The sequence below is a fragment of the Burkholderia sp. YHN3-13 genome (genome assembly GCF_055810675.1).
Map to the genome: position 1 here is coordinate 297,895 of NZ_JBVVNQ010000003.1, position 16,191 is coordinate 314,085.

18 protein-coding genes are annotated in these 16,191 nt (G+C 68.0%); 3 read left to right on the plus strand and 15 right to left on the minus strand.

From position 1 onward, the window contains the following. Window positions 1-25: 25 nt before the first annotated feature. The 3 genes from AC0KUR_RS09610 to AC0KUR_RS09620 are packed head-to-tail and all read left to right on the plus strand — an operon-like array spanning window position 26 to window position 2,790. A complete protein-coding gene (locus AC0KUR_RS09610) occupies window positions 26-1,264 on the plus strand; it encodes a styrene monooxygenase/indole monooxygenase family protein (protein ID WP_473375778.1) in 1,239 nt (412 codons plus the stop codon). A gap of 5 nt (window positions 1,265-1,269) precedes the next feature. Beyond that, window positions 1,270-1,797 (plus strand): flavin reductase family protein, encoded by a 528-nt coding sequence (locus AC0KUR_RS09615; protein ID WP_124608317.1) that lies wholly within the window; start codon window positions 1,270-1,272, stop codon window positions 1,795-1,797. A gap of 36 nt (window positions 1,798-1,833) precedes the next feature. Further along, the gene (locus tag AC0KUR_RS09620) at window positions 1,834-2,790 is read left to right on the plus strand and encodes a SphA family protein (RefSeq protein ID WP_034192010.1); all 957 of its coding nucleotides are present in this window, start codon (window positions 1,834-1,836) and stop codon (window positions 2,788-2,790) included. Window positions 2,791-3,053: 263 nt separating this feature from the next. On the opposite strand, the gene AC0KUR_RS09625 is transcribed toward AC0KUR_RS09620, so the two are convergent. The 15 genes from AC0KUR_RS09625 to AC0KUR_RS09695 form a co-directional block, all read right to left on the minus strand. Beyond that, window positions 3,054-4,040 (minus strand): type II secretion system F family protein, encoded by a 987-nt coding sequence (locus AC0KUR_RS09625; protein ID WP_034191755.1) that lies wholly within the window; start codon window positions 4,038-4,040, stop codon window positions 3,054-3,056. Between the two features lie 36 nt (window positions 4,041-4,076). Further along, window positions 4,077-5,054 (minus strand): type II secretion system F family protein, encoded by a 978-nt coding sequence (locus AC0KUR_RS09630; protein ID WP_175029203.1) that lies wholly within the window; start codon window positions 5,052-5,054, stop codon window positions 4,077-4,079. A 33-nt stretch (window positions 5,055-5,087) separates the two neighbouring features. Further along, entirely contained in the window at window positions 5,088-6,455 is a 1,368-nt protein-coding gene (locus AC0KUR_RS09635; RefSeq protein WP_034191757.1) for a CpaF family protein, read from the minus strand. Window positions 6,456-6,473: 18 nt separating this feature from the next. Continuing rightward, window positions 6,474-7,682 carry a CpaE/TadZ family protein gene (locus AC0KUR_RS09640; RefSeq protein WP_473375779.1) on the minus strand — a complete coding sequence of 403 codons (1,209 nt, stop codon included), beginning with the start codon at window positions 7,680-7,682 and terminating at the stop codon, window positions 6,474-6,476. 22 nt (window positions 7,683-7,704) lie between these two features. Further along, entirely contained in the window at window positions 7,705-8,148 is a 444-nt protein-coding gene (locus AC0KUR_RS09645) for a TadE/TadG family type IV pilus assembly protein (RefSeq protein WP_034191759.1), read from the minus strand. Further along, complete coding sequence (locus AC0KUR_RS09650) at window positions 8,145-8,678, minus strand: TadE/TadG family type IV pilus assembly protein (protein ID WP_034191760.1); 534 nt, start codon at window positions 8,676-8,678, stop codon at window positions 8,145-8,147. The genes AC0KUR_RS09645 and AC0KUR_RS09650 overlap by 4 nt, the downstream gene beginning before the upstream one ends. A gap of 10 nt (window positions 8,679-8,688) precedes the next feature. Then, window positions 8,689-9,960: a pilus assembly protein TadG-related protein gene (locus AC0KUR_RS09655; RefSeq protein ID WP_069704809.1), complete on the minus strand. Its 1,272-nt coding sequence runs from the start codon at window positions 9,958-9,960 to the stop codon at window positions 8,689-8,691. 25 nt (window positions 9,961-9,985) lie between these two features. Then, complete coding sequence (locus tag AC0KUR_RS09660; RefSeq protein WP_473375780.1) at window positions 9,986-10,282, minus strand: hypothetical protein; 297 nt, start codon at window positions 10,280-10,282, stop codon at window positions 9,986-9,988. Window positions 10,283-10,302: 20 nt separating this feature from the next. Next, on the minus strand, window positions 10,303-12,231 hold the full coding sequence (locus AC0KUR_RS09665) for a type II and III secretion system protein family protein (RefSeq protein WP_059560793.1): 1,929 nt from the start codon (window positions 12,229-12,231) through the stop codon (window positions 10,303-10,305). Between the two features lie 104 nt (window positions 12,232-12,335). Beyond that, window positions 12,336-13,175 carry a Flp pilus assembly protein CpaB gene (gene cpaB, locus AC0KUR_RS09670; RefSeq protein WP_034191764.1) on the minus strand — a complete coding sequence of 280 codons (840 nt, stop codon included), beginning with the start codon at window positions 13,173-13,175 and terminating at the stop codon, window positions 12,336-12,338. Window positions 13,176-13,210: 35 nt separating this feature from the next. Then, window positions 13,211-14,611 (minus strand): P-loop NTPase family protein, encoded by a 1,401-nt coding sequence (locus AC0KUR_RS09675; protein ID WP_034191765.1) that lies wholly within the window; start codon window positions 14,609-14,611, stop codon window positions 13,211-13,213. Between the two features lie 32 nt (window positions 14,612-14,643). Continuing rightward, window positions 14,644-15,183, minus strand: coding sequence for an A24 family peptidase (locus AC0KUR_RS09680; RefSeq protein ID WP_175027737.1), 540 nt, complete (start codon window positions 15,181-15,183; stop codon window positions 14,644-14,646). A gap of 29 nt (window positions 15,184-15,212) precedes the next feature. Next, the gene (locus tag AC0KUR_RS09685) at window positions 15,213-15,419 is read right to left on the minus strand and encodes a Flp family type IVb pilin (RefSeq protein WP_034191767.1); all 207 of its coding nucleotides are present in this window, start codon (window positions 15,417-15,419) and stop codon (window positions 15,213-15,215) included. 82 nt (window positions 15,420-15,501) lie between these two features. Then, window positions 15,502-15,693 (minus strand): Flp family type IVb pilin, encoded by a 192-nt coding sequence (locus tag AC0KUR_RS09690; protein ID WP_034191768.1) that lies wholly within the window; start codon window positions 15,691-15,693, stop codon window positions 15,502-15,504. Window positions 15,694-15,834: 141 nt separating this feature from the next. Beyond that, window positions 15,835-16,026 (minus strand): Flp family type IVb pilin, encoded by a 192-nt coding sequence (locus AC0KUR_RS09695; protein ID WP_124669435.1) that lies wholly within the window; start codon window positions 16,024-16,026, stop codon window positions 15,835-15,837. Window positions 16,027-16,191: the final 165 nt, after the last annotated feature.

The window sequence follows — 16,191 nt, forward strand, 5'->3', positions numbered from 1 at the left end:
TCACCCGGCCAACCAAGGACATTCCATGAGACACATCGCTATCGTCGGCGCCGGCCAGTCCGGCCTGCAACTCGCTTTCGCCCTGCTCGACCAGGGCTATCACGTCACGCTCTCGACCAACCGCGACGCCGAGCAGATCCGCACGGGCAAGGTCATGTCGAGCCAGTGCATGTTCCACACGTCGCTGCAGATCGAGCGCGACCTCGGTCTGAATGCATGGGAGGAAGCCTGCCCGGCCGTCGAAGGCATCGGCATCGCGGTGCCGCATCCGGACGGCAACGGCCGCAAGGCGATCGACTGGTCGTCGCGGCTGACGCGTTATGCGCAGTCGGTCGATCAGCGCGTGAAGATGGCCGACTGGCTCGACGGCGTCCGGCGCCGCGGCGCGGACGTGCGGATCGGCGACGTCGGTGTACCCGAGCTCGAGGCACTCGCGCGCAGCCACGATCTCGTGCTGCTCGCGGCCGGCAAGGGCGACATCGTCAACCTGCTGGGCCGCGACGACGCGCGCAGCGCGTTCGACCGCCCGCAACGCGCGCTGGCGCTCACCTACGTGAAGGGCATGGCGCCGAGCCAGCCGTATTCGCGCGTGCGCTTCAACCTGCTGCCCGGCATCGGCGAGTATTTCGTGTTTCCCGCGCTGACCACGACGGGCCCGTGCGAAATCATGGTGTTCGAAGGGATTCCGGGCGGCCCGCTCGACTGCTGGGCCGACGTGAAGACGCCCGAGCAGCATCTGGACCGGAGCCTGTCGTTCCTGCGGCAATACGTGCCGTGGGAATTCGAGCGCTGCCGCGACGTCGAGCTGACCGATCCGAACGGCACGCTGGCCGGGCGCTTCGCGCCGACGGTGCGCAAGCCGTTCTTCCGGCTGCCGTCGGGCCGTACGGTGTTCGGAATGGCCGATGCGGTGGTCGTCAACGATCCGATCACGGGCCAGGGATCGAACAACGCCGCGAAGTGCGCGCACGCGTATGCCGGCGCGATCGTCGCGCGCGGCGCCGCGCCGTTCGGCGAAGACTGGATGCAGCAGACGTTCGACGGCTACTGGGCGTACGCGCAGCATGTGGTGCGCTGGACCAACTCGCTGCTCACGCCGCCGCCGCCGCACATCCTCGAACTGCTCGGCGCGGCCGGCCAGCTGCCGTCGCTCGCGAAGGCGATCGTCGACGGCTTCGACGATCCGCGCCGGTTCTCGCCGTGGTGGTTCGAGCCGTCGGCCTGCGCGGCGACGATCCGCGAACACAGCGTGCGGGCGGCATGAACGACATGGAAACGCTCATGACCGACCGTTCCGTCCTCGACCCGATGCAACTGCGCGCCGCGTTCGGCCAGTTCCCGACCGGCGTCACCGTGATCACCACCTGCGCGCCCGACGGGCGCAAGGTGGGCCTCACCGCCAATTCGTTCTCGTCGCTGTCGCTCGATCCGCCGCTCGTGCTGTGGAGTCTTCGCAAGGTCGCGCCGAGCCGGCCGGATTTCATCGCGGCCACCCACTTCGCGATCAACGTCCTCGCGCACGACCAGATCGACCTGTCGCGCCGCTTCGCGACACCGAGCGCCGACAAGTTCGACGGCGTGCCGCATGCCGAATCGGACAGCGGCGGCGTGCCCTGCCTCGACGGCGCGAGCGCGCGCTTCGTGTGCCGCAACGTCGGCCACTACGAAGGCGGCGATCACCTGCTCTTCATCGGCGAGATCGAGCAGTTCGACGCATTCGGCAAGGCGCCGCTCGTGTTCCATGCGGGCCAGTATCGCGCGATCGCCGATCATCCCGATCTTTTACGCACTATTTGATTAGTCATCCATAAAAATACCCAGGAGGTGGTGAACATGAAACTCGGCTCTCGCCTGCTCGTCGTCGCAGGCCTCGCGATCGCCGGCATCGCCGGCAGCGCGCCGGCCCACGCGGCCGACCTGCCGTCGGTCAACCTCGGCATGACCAGTTTCCTCGACGGCATGCCGCCGGCCGGCTCCGGCTGGTACGGCACGCAGTACCTGCAGTACTACACGGCCGGCCGCGTCAACGACAATGCGGGCAACAAGGTCGGGCTGCCGAAGCAGGACATCGACCTGTTCGCGGGGCTGAGCCAGCTCGTCTACCAGTCGCCGCTGACGTTCGCGGGCATGCACCCGGGGCTCGACGTGATCCTGCCGTGGATCGCATCCGCGCGGACCGACGACGGTATCGGCAACGTCGCGCTGAATGCGCGCGCCGGGTTCGGCGACCTGCTGATCGGCCCGTTCATCCAGTTCGACCCGGTGATGGGCGCGCAGGGCCCGCGTTTCGCGCAGCGCGTCGAGTTCCAGTTCATCGCGCCGACCGGCGCGTACGATCCGGCGCGCGCGATCAACCCGGGCAGTCATTTCTGGTCGTTCGATCCGTACTGGGCGGCCACGCTGTGGCTCACGCCGAAATGGACCGTGTCGTGGCGGCTGCACTATCTGTGGAATGCGACCAACCATCGGCCGGCCGCGTCGCTCGGCCCCGACGTGACGTCGACGCGGGCCGGCCAGGCGATCCACGTGAACTTCGCGACCGAGTATGAAGTGCGTCCGGGCCTGCGACTCGGGCTCAACGGCTACTGGCTGCGCCAGACCACCGACATGCAGGCAAACGGACAGGACGTGCCCGGCACGCGGGAAGCCGTGTTCGCGATCGGGCCGGGCGCGATGTATAGCTTCTCGCCGCACGACCACCTGCTGTTCAACACGTACTTCGAGACCCATGCTCGCAACCGGCCGCAGGGGACGCGGCTGGTGCTGCGCTACGTGCATCACTTCCAGTGACGTAGGGCGCCCCGGCGCGTCGATGCGCGACACGCCGCTTCAATGGTTAGCAGTAGGGGGCAACCGTGAAGGCGGTGGACTACGGCTTGTTCCATGGCCGACCATGGGTCCAGGATGCGTTGACGCCGCTATGGTCGACCTGTCTCGCGGCGCCGCCTGGGGAGGGAGCCTCCATGAAGCCTGTTGCCGTGCCGGCCGACGGCGGTGTCGGGGCCGGCACGTTCATCCTGTGCAGCGCGGCCGGCGTCATGCCGGCTCGCCGCTCACTGCGCGATGCCCACGAACGTCGGCAGCAGCACGCGATAGACGTGGATCATCGCCGGCCCGAGCAGCACCAGCATCAGCGCGGGGAAGATGCAGAAGATCAGCGGAAACAGCAGCTTCAGCGCGATCTTCGCGGCCCGCTCCTCCGCGCGCATGCGCCGCCGCGTGCGCAGCATGTCCGACAGCACGCGCAGCGATTCGCTGATGCTCGTGCCGAAGCGATCGGCCTGGATCAGCATCGCGCAGAACGACTCGATGTCTTCCACGCCGGTGCGCAGCGCGAGATTGCGCAGCGCGGTTTCCTTCGTGAAGCCGGAGCGCATCTCGAGCAGCAGCAGGTCGAGTTCGCTCGCGACCACCTCGCTGCTGAACCGCAGCTCCTCGCTCACCTTCATCAGCGCCGCGTCGAGCCCGAGCCCCGCTTCGACGCACACGGTCAGCAGGTCGAGCGCATCGGGGAAATCCTCGAAGATCTTCTGCTGGCGCACCTTGATCCGCTGCGACAGCACGATGTTCGGGATGTAGTAGGCGATACAGGCGAGCACCACGAGGATGGCCGACAGCAACGCGCGCTCGTCGCCGAGCGACGTCGTGATCAGCACCGGCAGCACCGCGCACGGCAGCGCGAGCGCCGCCACCGTCTTCGCGGTGAAATACAGCGCGGCCGCACCGGGGTTGCGCCAGCCGGCATTCATCAGCCGGATGCGCAGCGGCGAATTCTCCCAGCCCTCCTTCGGCACCGACAGCTTCGAGATCGGGGTGGACAGCTCGACCAGCTTCGCGACCCAGCGCGACGTCAGGTCGTCGTCGCCGCCCGTGCCTGTACCTGGGCCTGCGACGGCGCCCGCACCGGCGCCGCCGGCCTGCTGGATCCGGCGCTGCAGGTTGCGCGGCGCGAACAGCAGCATCGCGACGAGCACACCGCCGGCTACGAAGATGAACAAGCCGCCCAGCATCACGGCCTGGACCACGCTCAGGTTTTGCATGACAGCCTCGCTACGGTTCGTTATTCGGCTCGCGCGTCAGACGCGAATGCGGACGATGCGGCGAATCCAGAACAGGCCGAACGCCATCGACACCAGCATCGTGCCGACCATCCGGATCCCGGCCGGATCCTCCCAGAGCACCGACAGGAATTCGCGGTTCAGCAGCGCCATCACCGCGGCGGTACCGAACGGCAGCAGCCCGAGAATCCACGCGGACAACCGCCCTTCCGCCGACAGCACCCGCACCTTGTCGAACAGCTTGAAGCGTTCGCGGATCAGCGCGCCGATGCTGTCGAGCAGCTCGGCCAGGTTGCCGCCCGTCTCGCGCTGGATCAGCACCGCGATCACGAAATAGCGCAGGTCCTGCACCGGCACGCGCGTGGCGAGGTTCATCAGCGCGTCGTGCAGCGACACGCCGTAGTTGACCTCGTCGAACGTAACGCGGAATTCGCCGCCCATCGGATCGGGAAACTCGTCGCCGACCATCCCGAGCGTGCTCGTGAACGAGTGGCCGGAACGCAGCGCGCGCGAGATCATGTCGCAGATGTCCGGCAACTGCCGCTCGAGCTTGCGCAACCGGCGCCCGCGGCAGCGCATCACGTACATCAGCGGCAGGCAGCCGGCCAACAGCGCGACCGGCAGCGCGGCGAGCTGCATGCGCGTGGCGACGCTCGTCGTGAACCATGCGAACGCCGCGAACACGGCACTGAGCACGATCAGCTTCGGCAGCGTCCAGTCGAGGCCCGATTGCTGGATCACGAGATCGAGCGCGTGCACGCGCGGCACGCGCAGCAGCATCCGGTCGAACGGCCTCGACTCGTCGAGCATCCGCTTCTTCAGGATCGACAGCCGCTCCTGCTGCACGCTGCCGCCTGCCGACATCGCGCGAATGCGCGATTCGATCCGGCGCGCGGCGGAGCCGTGCCGCGCGTTCCACCATTGATACGCCCCTTCGATGGTCAGCACGACCGCGACGAAGGTGAGAATCACAAAACCGTAAAAGATCGTGTTCATGAAGCCTCCCCGGCAGCAAACGGCGCGCTGTGATCAGTTCGTCTCGTACCGCTGGGACGGGTCGTAAAGCGAATCCGGCAGGTTGATGCCGAACGCCTGCAGCCGCTCGACGAACTTCGGCCGCACCCCGGTCGCGCAGAAGTGGCCGCGTACCGAACCGTCGCGGTCCACGCCCGTGCGCTTGAACGTGAAAATCTCCTGCATGTTGATGATGTCGCCTTCCATCCCGGTCAGTTCCTGGATGCTGACGATCTTGCGCTTGCCGTCGGTCAGCCGCGCGGCCTGCACGACCACCGAGATCGCCGACGCGATCTGCTGGCGCATCGTCTTCGGCGGCAGCGACAGCCCCGCGACGCTGATCATGTTCTCGAGCCGCGTCAGCGCGTCGCGCGGCGTGTTCGCGTGGATCGTCGCGAGTGAACCTTCGTGGCCGGTGTTCATCGCGTTGAGCATGTCGAGCGCTTCGGCGCCGCGCACTTCGCCGAGGATGATCCGGTCGGGCCGCATCCGCAGCGCGTTGCGCACCAGCGTGCGCTGCGTGATCTCGCCCTTGCCCTCGATGTTCGGCGGGCGCGTTTCGAGCCGCAGCACGTGCGGCTGCTGGAGTTGCAGCTCGGCCGCGTCCTCGATCGTCACGATGCGCTCGTTGCGCGGAATGTAGCCGGACAGGATGTTGAGCAGCGTCGTCTTGCCGCTGCCGGTGCCGCCCGATACGAGCACGTTCACCTTCGCGCGCGACAGCGCGTCGAGCAGCTCGGCCATCGGCGGCGTCAGGCTGTGGAAGCGCACCAGATCGTCCATCTTCAGCGGATTGACCGCGAAGCGCCGGATCGACATCAGCGGCCCGTCGATCGCGGACGGCGGGATGATCGCGTTCACGCGCGAGCCGTCGGGCAGCCGCGCGTCGACCATCGGGCTCGATTCGTCGATGCGGCGCCCGACGCGCGACACGATCTTCTCGATCACCTTCATCAGGTGCGCGTCGTCGTAGAACGTCACGTCGGTCAGCTCGAGCTGGCCGCAGCGCTCGACATACACCTGGCGGTACGTGTTCACGAGGATGTCGGAGATCCCGGGGTCGCGCAGCAGCGCTTCGAGCGGGCCGAAACCGAACATTTCGTCGTACACGTCGATCGCGAGCTGCCGGCGCTCGATGTCGTTCGCGGGCAGCCGCTCCTCGTCGAGGATGCGCGCGATCAGCGCGCCGATCTCCATGCGGACCTGATCCTGCGGCATCCGCGACAGGCGTTCGAGTTCGACGCGCTCGAGCACGGTCAGGTGAATTTCGCGGCGCAGCTTCTGGTAGGCGTCGCGTACCGACGAATGAGCCGGACCGGCCGGTTCGCTGCCTGCCGACAGCGGCTGGGCCCGGTGCAAGGACATCTGTTCGCGCAATGACATGATGGTTCCCCGGAAGAATTACATGGACTTGAGCTTCGGCGTGGCCTTGCGGCCGAACAGCCGGGACATCAGCGGTTCGCTGGGCGCCACGCTGCGTCCCGCGCGCGTTTCGCCGTCGACGAGTTGTTTCGCGCAGGCCTGCAACGCGCGCGCGACCGCCGTGCCGCGCGCGAGCCGCGACACCGGATGGCCCTGGTTGATCGCTTCGAGCACGGTATCGGCGTCGTCCGGAATCATGCAGGCGGCATGCAGGCCGAGCACTTCCTCGAGCGCCGTGCGGGTCCGGTCGCTCGCGCGCGTCGCGCGGTTCACGATCAGGCGCAACTGGTCGGTCGAGTAGCCGAGCGACACGAGGATCTCCAGCAGCCGGCGGCCGGCGCGCACGTGCGGCATCGCGGGCTGCAGCACGATCTGGATCTGGTCGCTGCGATCCAGCGCGACCATCGACAACGGATTGATGCCGACCCCGACGTCGAAGATCACGAAGTCGTAGCGCGGCGCGGCGACGCCGAGGATCCATTCGAGTGCATCCTCGCGCATCTCGGCGGCCTTGACCGGGTCGCCGGCGCCCGCGAGCACGTGAAAGTTCTCCGTCACGTGCGCGACGCTCGCGTCGAGAAACGCGCTGTCGAGCCGCTCGATCTGCGCGCATAGCTGCGGCAGCGTCGACGGCGGGGTTTCGTCGCTGACGAGGAAAGCCGCATCGGCGAACTGCTGGTTCAGGTCGATCAGCAGCACGCGGCGCTTGAAGCCCTCGGCGATCTCGAACGCGACGTTGCTGGCCGCGAAGCTCGTGCCGGCCCCGCCCTTGCACGACATGAACGACACGATCCGCGTATCGTCGCTGTCGCACCGCGTGCTTTGCGCGGCGGCGCGTTCGAGCGCGTTGCCGAGCGCCTGAGGATCGATCGGCCATTGCAGCACGTCGCGCGCGCCGGCGCGCATCGCGTCGAGCAGCACGTGCGGCGACGCATCGGCCGTCACCAGGATGCAGGTCAGGTTCGCATGCGCGCGGCAGATCCGCTCGATCGCCGACAGCTCCGACGGATCGAGCAACGTGCCGTCGACCAGCAGGATGTCGAACGCGTCGAGCCCGTCGGTACGATGCTCGATCTGGGACGGGCGCCCGGTCGCGCGCGTCGCGCGATAGCGTCCGCAGTCGGCCACGAGACGCGCGATCTGCGTGAGCCGCGCGGTATCGTCGGAAGCTACGAGGATGTTGATCATGTCGTGTGCCTCGTTTGTTCGGTCAGTTGCAGGCGGTGCCGCCCGTCGAGGAGGTCAGGCTCTCGCGCGGCAGCGTCGTCGTGAACGGCGGCATCCTGACCGTGACGTTCACGAACGGGATCATGGTCTTGACGGTGACGTTGGTGACGCTGACGGTCACGAACGCGCACGAGTTCACGTCGCAGCTCGCCGGCGAGTAGTTCACCGACACGTTCGCGTTCGACAGCAGCGGCATCAACGACCTCACGCGCTTCGTGACGCCGGCCGCGTTCACGTCGCACACCACCGCCGTGCGTGCGCCCAGACGCACGGCCTCGCTCGCGGTGTTCCAGTAGAACAGCACGCGGCCGAATTCGAAGATGCCGATCAGCAGCATGATCAGGACCGACGCGATGAGCCCGAACTCGACGATCGCCGAGCCGCGTTGACCGCGCCGGCGCGACAGCGAAACATGGCGCGCGTTCATGACACTTGCCTCATCACGGTGACGATGTTGTTGAAGGTGATCGACGGCAGCCACGGGTACGCGGGAATCGGCTGGTACCGGTAGCCCTTGATCTTCACTTCGACGACGTTGATCGCGCCCGTCGCCGTCCCGCTTGCCGCGTTGTTGTTCGAGTCGTAGGTCGGCAGGTTCGCGAACTGCGCCGGATCGGATGCGTCGCCGCAGCCGGTCGTGCGCTGCGCGTCGCAGATGGTCACCATCGACGTCGTGAGCCCCGGCACCAGCTCGGTGCCCGACGAACCGCACGTCGTGCTGCCGTAGACGACGAGACACTGCGCCTGCGACACCGGATACGCGCTGTCGGTCGGCAGCCAGACCGACAGGTAGCGCGCCGCGTCGCGCGTCGCCTTGGTCAGCGTCTCGTACTGGTAGATCGCGCGGCCGAACTCGGCCACGCCGGTCGCGAGCATGACCATCGGCATCAGCACGAGCGCGAACTCGACGGCAACGACGCCACGGGTACGCGAACGGCGCAACGGGAGCTTGTTCATGATCGCCTCGCTATTGAACGAGCATCGGAACCTGGGTCCCCGATGCACTGCCGCTGCCGGGTAATCCATGCGTCGCGCACGGGCTGTTGCCGGACACCGACGAGCCGAGGTATTCGAGGTGCGCCACGACGGCGCCGCTGCCGGCGCTGAACGGCAGCGGATCGAGCATCAGCACGCAATCCCATTGCGTGACGTGTACCTTCCCGCTGTTTCCCTTCAGCGTCGAGCAGTCGCCTTCCGGCGCGAGCGCGACGCGGCGGTCGCCGCCGTAGGTCGGGTAGTTGCTCGCCGTGACCGTGCCGTTGGTGGAAATCCCGCTTCCCGACGGCGGCGCGCCGTCGCCCTGGTACGGCTTGAAATTCGCGCGGTCGGTAACGAACTGCGTGTAGGCGTCACCCTTGATGCCCGCCGTTCCCGGCGGCCCGTAGTTCGGCCCGACGTACGCATAGCCGCTGAAGTCCGGCTGACCGCTCGAGCCGTTCGCGCCGTTCGTGTAGATCCCGAAGCGCGTATTCCACGCGCGCAGCGACGCCGACTTCAGGCCGGTGGTGCTCAGGTCGGGCGGGCTCGTGATGTTGCAGGTGTTGCCCGACAGCTCGCCCGCGAGCGTCGTCTCGTTCGTCGAGCCGTCGAGCGCCGCCCAGCCGAAGTTGCCGGGCCCGTAGGTCGACGACGAACCGGACGGCGACGAGATCCAGTCGCCGACCTTGTAGGCCGGATCGGACGGGCCGCGGCACACGAACACCGGAATCGCGCAGGTGGTCTGCCCGCCGCCGACCGTCGCGATCGCGCTCGCCGAGACTTCCGCCGCGTTCGCGAGCTTCATGCCCGGCAGCACGTTCAGCACCTCGATGAACCAGTGCGCGATGTTGCTCAGCTTGGCCGTGCATTGCACGTACTTCATGTTCGCCGGCGTCGTGACGGCGTTCTTCGTCAGGAACGGGTTGGTCAGCGAATCGCTGAACGTGACGTTCGCGTTCGTCGACATCTGCACCGCGTTGTTCTGGAAGAACACCAGATTGAGGTGGCCGGCGGCGATGCCATCGGCCTCGGCCACCGACAGGCTGATGGCCGACGTCAGGTCACGCGCAGCCGACAGCGCGCACGCATCGGCGCTGTTCTGCAGCTCGCTGCGCGTGACGTACAGCTTGCCGAGATCCAGCGCGAGACCGACGAACCCGATCATCACCGCCAGCGCGAGACCGACGATGATCGCGACGGCACCGCGCTGGCGATGCGGGCCGCGACGCGTGACTTTCGGATGACGTGCTGCGCTGTTCATGGCGTTCTCCCTGAGCATGCCGTCGTTACTGGGTGGCCTTGCCGATGCCGATCACGAACGCATTGGCGGGCGGCACGGTCTGCTTGAACGACCTGTCGTAGTTGTCGAGCGCGGCCGCGGCGGCGCTGCCGTCGACGCCCGACACCGAGGCCGCGTGTTCGGCGGCATGCGGGTCGATGATCTGGGCCTGCATCACGGTGCGGACCGAGTCGCCGAAGCGGCTGTCCCACACCGGTGTCGACGACATGCAGCCGGCAAGCGCGAACGCGAGCGGGACGGCGAGCGCCGCGCGGCGCACGAATACGAGGTAGGCGGTTTTCATGAGTGTCCCCTTGACGAGTTTCAACGATCGGTGGACTCGGGTGCCGCGCTCACGCGCGCAACCTGCGCCCGCGCGGCGGCCGGGATCCGGTGCCTGGGCCGCGCCGCCGGCTGGGCCGGCGTGTCGGGGCCGGCCGTCGCGAGACGCGCGGCGGCGGCCTCGATGCGCGCGATGCGCGCGGCGTCCGACGTGCCGGACAACGGTGCGGCGGCCACCACCGGCGCGGGCACCTGCTGCGGCTCGGCCAGCACCGGCTGCTGCGCATCGGCGCCTTGCGGCGCGCGCGGTGCGGGCAGCGCGGCGGCCGGACCGGCGGGCGCTTCCGATTGCGGCGCCGGTGCGGGTGCCGGCGCCTGGGCCGGTGACTGCGGTGCGGCGGCTGCGCCGTTCGCGGGTGGCGTGCCTGCCTTGCGAACCCCGCCGCGGCCTTCCATGTTGCCGGTCGCATAGACGTCGGCTTCGTTCGGCTTCGAGAAGCTGTCGGTCGGCAGCGCGACGTCCGCGGTCTGCAGCGGCTTCACCAGGTGCGGCGTGATCAGGAAGATCAGCTCGGTGCGATCCTGCTGGAACGACGTGCTGCGGAACAGCGCGCCGAGCACCGGCACTTCGCCGACACCCGGGATCGCCTTCAGCGCACCGGTCGCGTTGTCCTTGATCAGCCCGCCGATCGCGAACGATTCGCCGTCGCTCATCTGCACCGTCGTCGACGCGCGCCGCGTCGTGATCAGCGGCAGGATCGACGTGCCGCCGATGTTGGTCGCGCTCAGCGTGACGCCCGTCTGCGACAGCTCCGACACTTCCGGCGCGACCTTCAGGCTGATCCGGCCGTTCGCGAGCACCGTCGGCGTGAACTTCAGCGCGACGCCGAACTCCTCTTCCTGCAGCGTGATCGACGACGTGCCGTTGCCGCTGCTTTGCGGGATCGGGATGAAGATCTTGCCGCCCGCGAGGAACGTCGCTTCCTGGCCGCTGATCGTCACGAGATTCGGCTCCGCGAGGATCTTGACGAGGTTGTCGGTGTTCTGCGCGTCGGCCGCGATGCTGAACGGCTTGTTGTTCGCCTTGTTGAAGACGGCCCCGCTGGCGACGCCCGCGAGCAGGTTGCTGACCAGCGCGCCGCTCCACGAACCGAACCCGCCCTGGATGTTGAACGCGCTGCCCATCTGGTTGATCAGCGTCTTCGACACCTCGGCTACCTTCACCTCGAGCATCACCTGCTGCGGGGACGTGACGTTCAGCATGTTCAGCACGCCGCCGCCGCCCTTGCCGCCCGCGGCGGGATCGCCGGCGCTGTCGCCGTAGGCGCGGGCAATCTGCACGGCCTGCTGCGCGGCCTGCGAGCTCGACACGGTGCCCGCCAGCACGATCGTGCCGGCCGCGGTCGAGACGTGGATGTCGCGCTCGCCCGGCATCAGTTGCAGCAGCGACGCCTGCAGGCCGCCCGCATCCGCGCCGACCGCGACGTCGATCACGCGGCACGCGCCGCTCTTGCCCTGCACGATCATGTTGGTCGTGCCGACCGCAAGCCCGAGGATGTACAGCGTCTGCGGCGACACCATGGTGGCCTGCGCAACGGCCGGATTGCCGATCGTCCGATTGCGGACCGGCTCCGGCATCGGCACCAGCAGCGACTTGCCGAGCGGCACGCTGACGCTGGTCGACTCGCGCACGGCGCCGACGCAGTTCGGCCCGCGCAGCGGCCCTGCCGATGCGGCGGGCGCGGCGGCCGGCACCGGCCCCATGCTGATCGTCATCTGCATCGGCCCCTTGCCGACCGCGGCCGGCGCGCTGGCGCCGCCCTTCGTCAGCGCGGCCGACTCGACGCCTTCCTGCGCGAGTGCGCCATAAACGGTCAGCCATCCCGAACAGAGGATCGCGGCCATCATCGTGCCCCGTGCGACGCGCGTCCGCAGTGGGCCGGTACCTGTGCATTGCGGTTTGATCTTCATTTCGTCTGATCCCCCGAGAGACCGGCGCCGTGCCGGTTATCGACTTCCCAGGCCGCCGCGCGTGGCCGGCGGCCAATCTGTTGGTCTGGCTGGTTTGATCTGCTTCAGAAACACTCGACGCTGCCCTTCACGCCCGTCAGCACGCCGACGCAGTCGCGCCGTGCTTCCGGCGCCGCGTGCGATGCGACGTGCACGCGCACCGGCCGCACGTGGGCGGGAGGCGGCGGCGCGTCGGGCACGGGTTCCTTGCCCAGCAGCGTCAGCTTGGTCGCGCCGCCGGTGTTCAGCGTCTTCTGGTCGACCTGGTTGCGCAGCACGAGCGACAGCGTGCCGACGCTGCGCGCGAGGTCGAGCCGTTCGGCCTGGTCGGGCGTGACTTCCAGCGTCACCGCGTTGACGACCTTCGGTGCGGTGTCGTCGCGGCTGACCTGCTGCGCGACGGCCAGCACGAGGATGTGCTCGAGCACGATCTTGGAGATGCTCTGCCCGTCGGTCTTGCCCTGTTGTTCCTGCGTGTTGACGATCACGTCGACGTAGTTGCCCGGCAGCGCGAAGCCCGCGACGCCGACCACGTCGTTCACGCGCACCGTGATCGCGCGGCTGCCGTCGGCGATCACCGCGGACAGGCCGCCCTTGGTGCCGACGGGCGCGAGCTTCGACTCGATCACCGGCTCGCCGCGCGCGAGGCTGGTGCGCACGACGCGCCCTTCGAGCGCCTTCGTGTCGGTGAACGCGCCGGTCGGCACGCTGCCCGCCGGCCAGCTGACCATGTGGATCTGGTTCGGCCCGAGCGGTTCGCCCAGGTTCAGGTCGGTGGTGGCCACCGCGACCGGCGTGACCGAACTCGTGGATGTCTGCACCAGCCAGTGGGACGCGAAGACGACCGCGGCAAGACCCGCGACCATCGCGACGACCAGCATCATGACCGCTCGACTGTTTTTCATGGCAATGCTCCTCGACGAATCGTGAAAGGATCGGCTCAGCCGGTAATGAACGTGCGGCCGCCGCGCTCGATGGGCGGCGGATGGCCGCCGTCACGTTCGGGGGCCGCGCCGAAATAGCTCGCCCAGGCGTCGTACAGCGCGTCGTGCGTCACTTCGGGCGGATCGCCGCGATACCGCGCGCCGGCGGCCACGAGTCGCAGCAGGTCCGCCGGGAAACAGGCGAGAAACGCCTTGCCGGTCGGCAGGTGCAGCCGATGCAGCAGGTAATCGAAGGCATCGCTCGCCGACACGAGCCCGAGCGACGCGCAGGCCGCTTCGTACACGGCACGGTAGTCGTCGATCGACATCGGGCCGACATGCAGCTTCGATCCGAGGCGGCGCAGGAACGCGTCGTCGCAGAACTGTTCCGGCGCCAGGTTGCTCGAGAACACCGGCCACACGTCGAACGGCATCACGAAGCGGTTGCCGGATTCGAGCGTCATGAAATCGACGCCGCGGTCGAGCGGGCGCAGCCAGCGATTGAGCAGGTCGCGCGGCTCGACGCGCTGGCGGCCGAGATCGTCGACAACGTACATGCCCATGTTGGCTTTCATGTGCGGGGGCGCCTGATAGAAGCCGGCGGCCTCGTCGCGGCGCAGGTCGAGCTCGTCGAGCGTCAGCTCGCCGCCCGACATCACGACCGGCCGCGCGCACAGGCGCCAGCGACGATCGACCGACCGGCTGCCTGGCGACTGCCCCGCCTCGACATGCACGAGCGGGTCGTAGACCTGGATCACTTCGCCGGCCGCGCAGATCGCATGCGGCACCGGCACGCGGCCGTGCATCAGCGAGCCGAGCCGCTCGGCGAGGAAGGTCTTGCCGCTGCCGGCCGGGCCGTAGATCAGCAGCGGACGGCCGGCGTTCAGCGCCGCGGCCGCCGCATCGAGCACCGACGTGTCGATCACGATCCCTTCGAACGCGGCCCACACGTCGCTCTGGCCGATGTGCAGCTTGCGGACCGAATGCGCGCTCACGCATTTGAGATACGCGTCGAGCGTCACCGGCGCGGGGCCGCTGTAGCCGCTGCGTGCCCGTTCCTCGAGCGCGAGCACGCGGCCCGCGTCGGTCAGGCGGAACGTCACGTCGAGATCGGTCGCGCCGCGATGGGTCAGCTCGACGAGATGCTCGCGCACCAGGAACGCGAAGACCTCGTCGAGCACCGCGAGCGGCAGGCAGTGCCGCTCGACCAGGTCGCCGTACGACGGGCGGCCGAGTACCAGCGTCGACTTCAGCACGAGCCCGGCGACGAACGTCATGCTCAGCCCGGTTTCCTCGAGCGTGCGCGGCGCCGCCGGCAACTGCGTGCCCAGTTTCGTATGGGCCTCCCGCGACGGCAACGGATCGGGCAGGTGCGCCACCTGCGCGTCGCGTCTCGGTTCGGTATGGTTCGTGTTCATGATCGCTCCGTCCTCGTTGCCTGTGCGTCGCGCTATGCGCACGACGCGAACAACATGCCCAGCGTGCCGGCCGCGATCGCGACGCCATACGGCAGCGTGCCGACCGAGGCGATTTCCACGGAGCCGCCGGCGGCCTCCGCGTGCGCCCCCTGCGAACGGCGCGCGATCAGCACGCGGACGTTCGCCCACATCTGGCGCATCCGGCCGCGCAACAGCGCGAACGCAACGGCGCCGATCCCGCCGGCCAGGAACGTGGCCAGCACGATGTAGAACGTCATTTCCGCCCCGACCCACGCGCCGATCGCGAGCATCAGCTTCACGTCGCCGGCCGCCATTCCGCGCAACAGGTAGAACGGCAGCAGCAGGCCGAAACCGGTCGCGGCACCGGCGAGCCACGCGAGTGCGCCGGCCGGCAAGCCGTGCAGCATGCACTGCGCAACCAGCGCGCCGACGAGCCCGACCGCGACGAGACGGTTCGGAATGCGGCGAGACGCGATATCCGTGCTGGCCGCCGCCACCGCGAGCAGCGTCACGCACAACGGAATCGGGTAAGGCGGCGCAACAGGTAGCATGGCGAACCTCTCGGGTCGAATTCGTCGAATCAGGAAACCATTGCCAGCGCGGTGGTGACCGCGGCCGTCACGGCCGCTGCAATCACCTCGTACGTATCGGCAAGCGAGCCTTTCAGCGTGACGACGCTGCCGAGCACCGCGGTGGCGAACATCGCCGCGAGCAACGCGTATTCGATCGACGTCACGCCCTGCTCGTCGACGATCCAGCGACGGACGGCACGCATCGTGGCTGCCATGATGGTCTCCGGTTCCAGGTTGACTGAATGGCCGGGGACGGCTCGAGCACTGCACCGGCCGAGCCGTCCGCGGCACGGTCCATCAGATACCGGCAACCGCGGAATCCAGGTCGGCCGCGATCGTGCTGAACACGGTCTTCAGGTCCTTCCCGATGGTCGACAGTGCCAGGATGATGCCGACGGCGATCAGTGCGGCGATCAGGCCGTATTCGATGGCGGTCACGCCGTCCTCGTCGCGAACGAAACGGCCGGCTTGTTGAATGAACTTGGACATGGTGAATCTCCTTTCGTGGTGACTTTCAAAACCCTCGAGCACCGGCTGGTCGGATGACCGTGCATCGATACGTCGAGGCAGGTTGTTGATGCCGTGTGGTGCCGACGAACGAAGCGGACGAGCCGTTCGCCGTACCGTCCATCAGATGCCCGCTACTATCGAGTCCAGATCCGCCGCGACCGTGCTGAACACCGTCTTCAGATCCGTACCGATCGTCGTCAGCGCGACGACGATGCCGATCGCGATCAGCGCGGCGATCAGGCCGTATTCGATGGCCGTCACGCCTCGCTGATCCTGGATCAACCACGCGATCTTTTCGATGACTCTTGACATGAGTACTCTCCTTTCGGACTGCTATTGAATTCCCTTCGTCGATCGCGACGTCGGGGACGGGCACCACCGGCACTACAAGAAAATCGAAACGCGACGCTCAGCGGCGGGAACGGGGATGCACACCGTCGTCCGTGCGAACGGGAATCAGTGAAGCGGAGCGCGAGA

What these genes read in the sequence shown, in the direction of transcription:
- AC0KUR_RS09610 (WP_473375778.1), top strand. Translation starts at nt 26, where the DNA reads ATGAGACACATCGCTATCGTCGGCGCCGGCCAGTCCGGCCTGCAACTC.
- AC0KUR_RS09615 (WP_124608317.1), top strand. Translation starts at nt 1,270, where the DNA reads ATGGAAACGCTCATGACCGACCGTTCCGTCCTCGACCCGATGCAACTG.
- AC0KUR_RS09620 (WP_034192010.1), top strand. Translation starts at nt 1,834, where the DNA reads ATGAAACTCGGCTCTCGCCTGCTCGTCGTCGCAGGCCTCGCGATCGCC.
- AC0KUR_RS09625 (WP_034191755.1), bottom strand. Translation starts at nt 4,040, where the DNA reads ATGCAAAACCTGAGCGTGGTCCAGGCCGTGATGCTGGGCGGCTTGTTC.
- AC0KUR_RS09630 (WP_175029203.1), bottom strand. Translation starts at nt 5,054, where the DNA reads ATGAACACGATCTTTTACGGTTTTGTGATTCTCACCTTCGTCGCGGTC.
- AC0KUR_RS09635 (WP_034191757.1), bottom strand. Translation starts at nt 6,455, where the DNA reads ATGTCATTGCGCGAACAGATGTCCTTGCACCGGGCCCAGCCGCTGTCG.
- AC0KUR_RS09640 (WP_473375779.1), bottom strand. Translation starts at nt 7,682, where the DNA reads ATGATCAACATCCTCGTAGCTTCCGACGATACCGCGCGGCTCACGCAG.
- AC0KUR_RS09645 (WP_034191759.1), bottom strand. Translation starts at nt 8,148, where the DNA reads ATGAACGCGCGCCATGTTTCGCTGTCGCGCCGGCGCGGTCAACGCGGC.
- AC0KUR_RS09650 (WP_034191760.1), bottom strand. Translation starts at nt 8,678, where the DNA reads ATGAACAAGCTCCCGTTGCGCCGTTCGCGTACCCGTGGCGTCGTTGCC.
- AC0KUR_RS09655 (WP_069704809.1), bottom strand. Translation starts at nt 9,960, where the DNA reads ATGAACAGCGCAGCACGTCATCCGAAAGTCACGCGTCGCGGCCCGCAT.
- AC0KUR_RS09660 (WP_473375780.1), bottom strand. Translation starts at nt 10,282, where the DNA reads ATGAAAACCGCCTACCTCGTATTCGTGCGCCGCGCGGCGCTCGCCGTC.
- AC0KUR_RS09665 (WP_059560793.1), bottom strand. Translation starts at nt 12,231, where the DNA reads ATGAAGATCAAACCGCAATGCACAGGTACCGGCCCACTGCGGACGCGC.
- cpaB (WP_034191764.1), bottom strand. Translation starts at nt 13,175, where the DNA reads ATGAAAAACAGTCGAGCGGTCATGATGCTGGTCGTCGCGATGGTCGCG.
- AC0KUR_RS09675 (WP_034191765.1), bottom strand. Translation starts at nt 14,611, where the DNA reads ATGAACACGAACCATACCGAACCGAGACGCGACGCGCAGGTGGCGCAC.
- AC0KUR_RS09680 (WP_175027737.1), bottom strand. Translation starts at nt 15,183, where the DNA reads ATGCTACCTGTTGCGCCGCCTTACCCGATTCCGTTGTGCGTGACGCTG.
- AC0KUR_RS09685 (WP_034191767.1), bottom strand. Translation starts at nt 15,419, where the DNA reads ATGGCAGCCACGATGCGTGCCGTCCGTCGCTGGATCGTCGACGAGCAG.
- AC0KUR_RS09690 (WP_034191768.1), bottom strand. Translation starts at nt 15,693, where the DNA reads ATGTCCAAGTTCATTCAACAAGCCGGCCGTTTCGTTCGCGACGAGGAC.
- AC0KUR_RS09695 (WP_124669435.1), bottom strand. Translation starts at nt 16,026, where the DNA reads ATGTCAAGAGTCATCGAAAAGATCGCGTGGTTGATCCAGGATCAGCGA.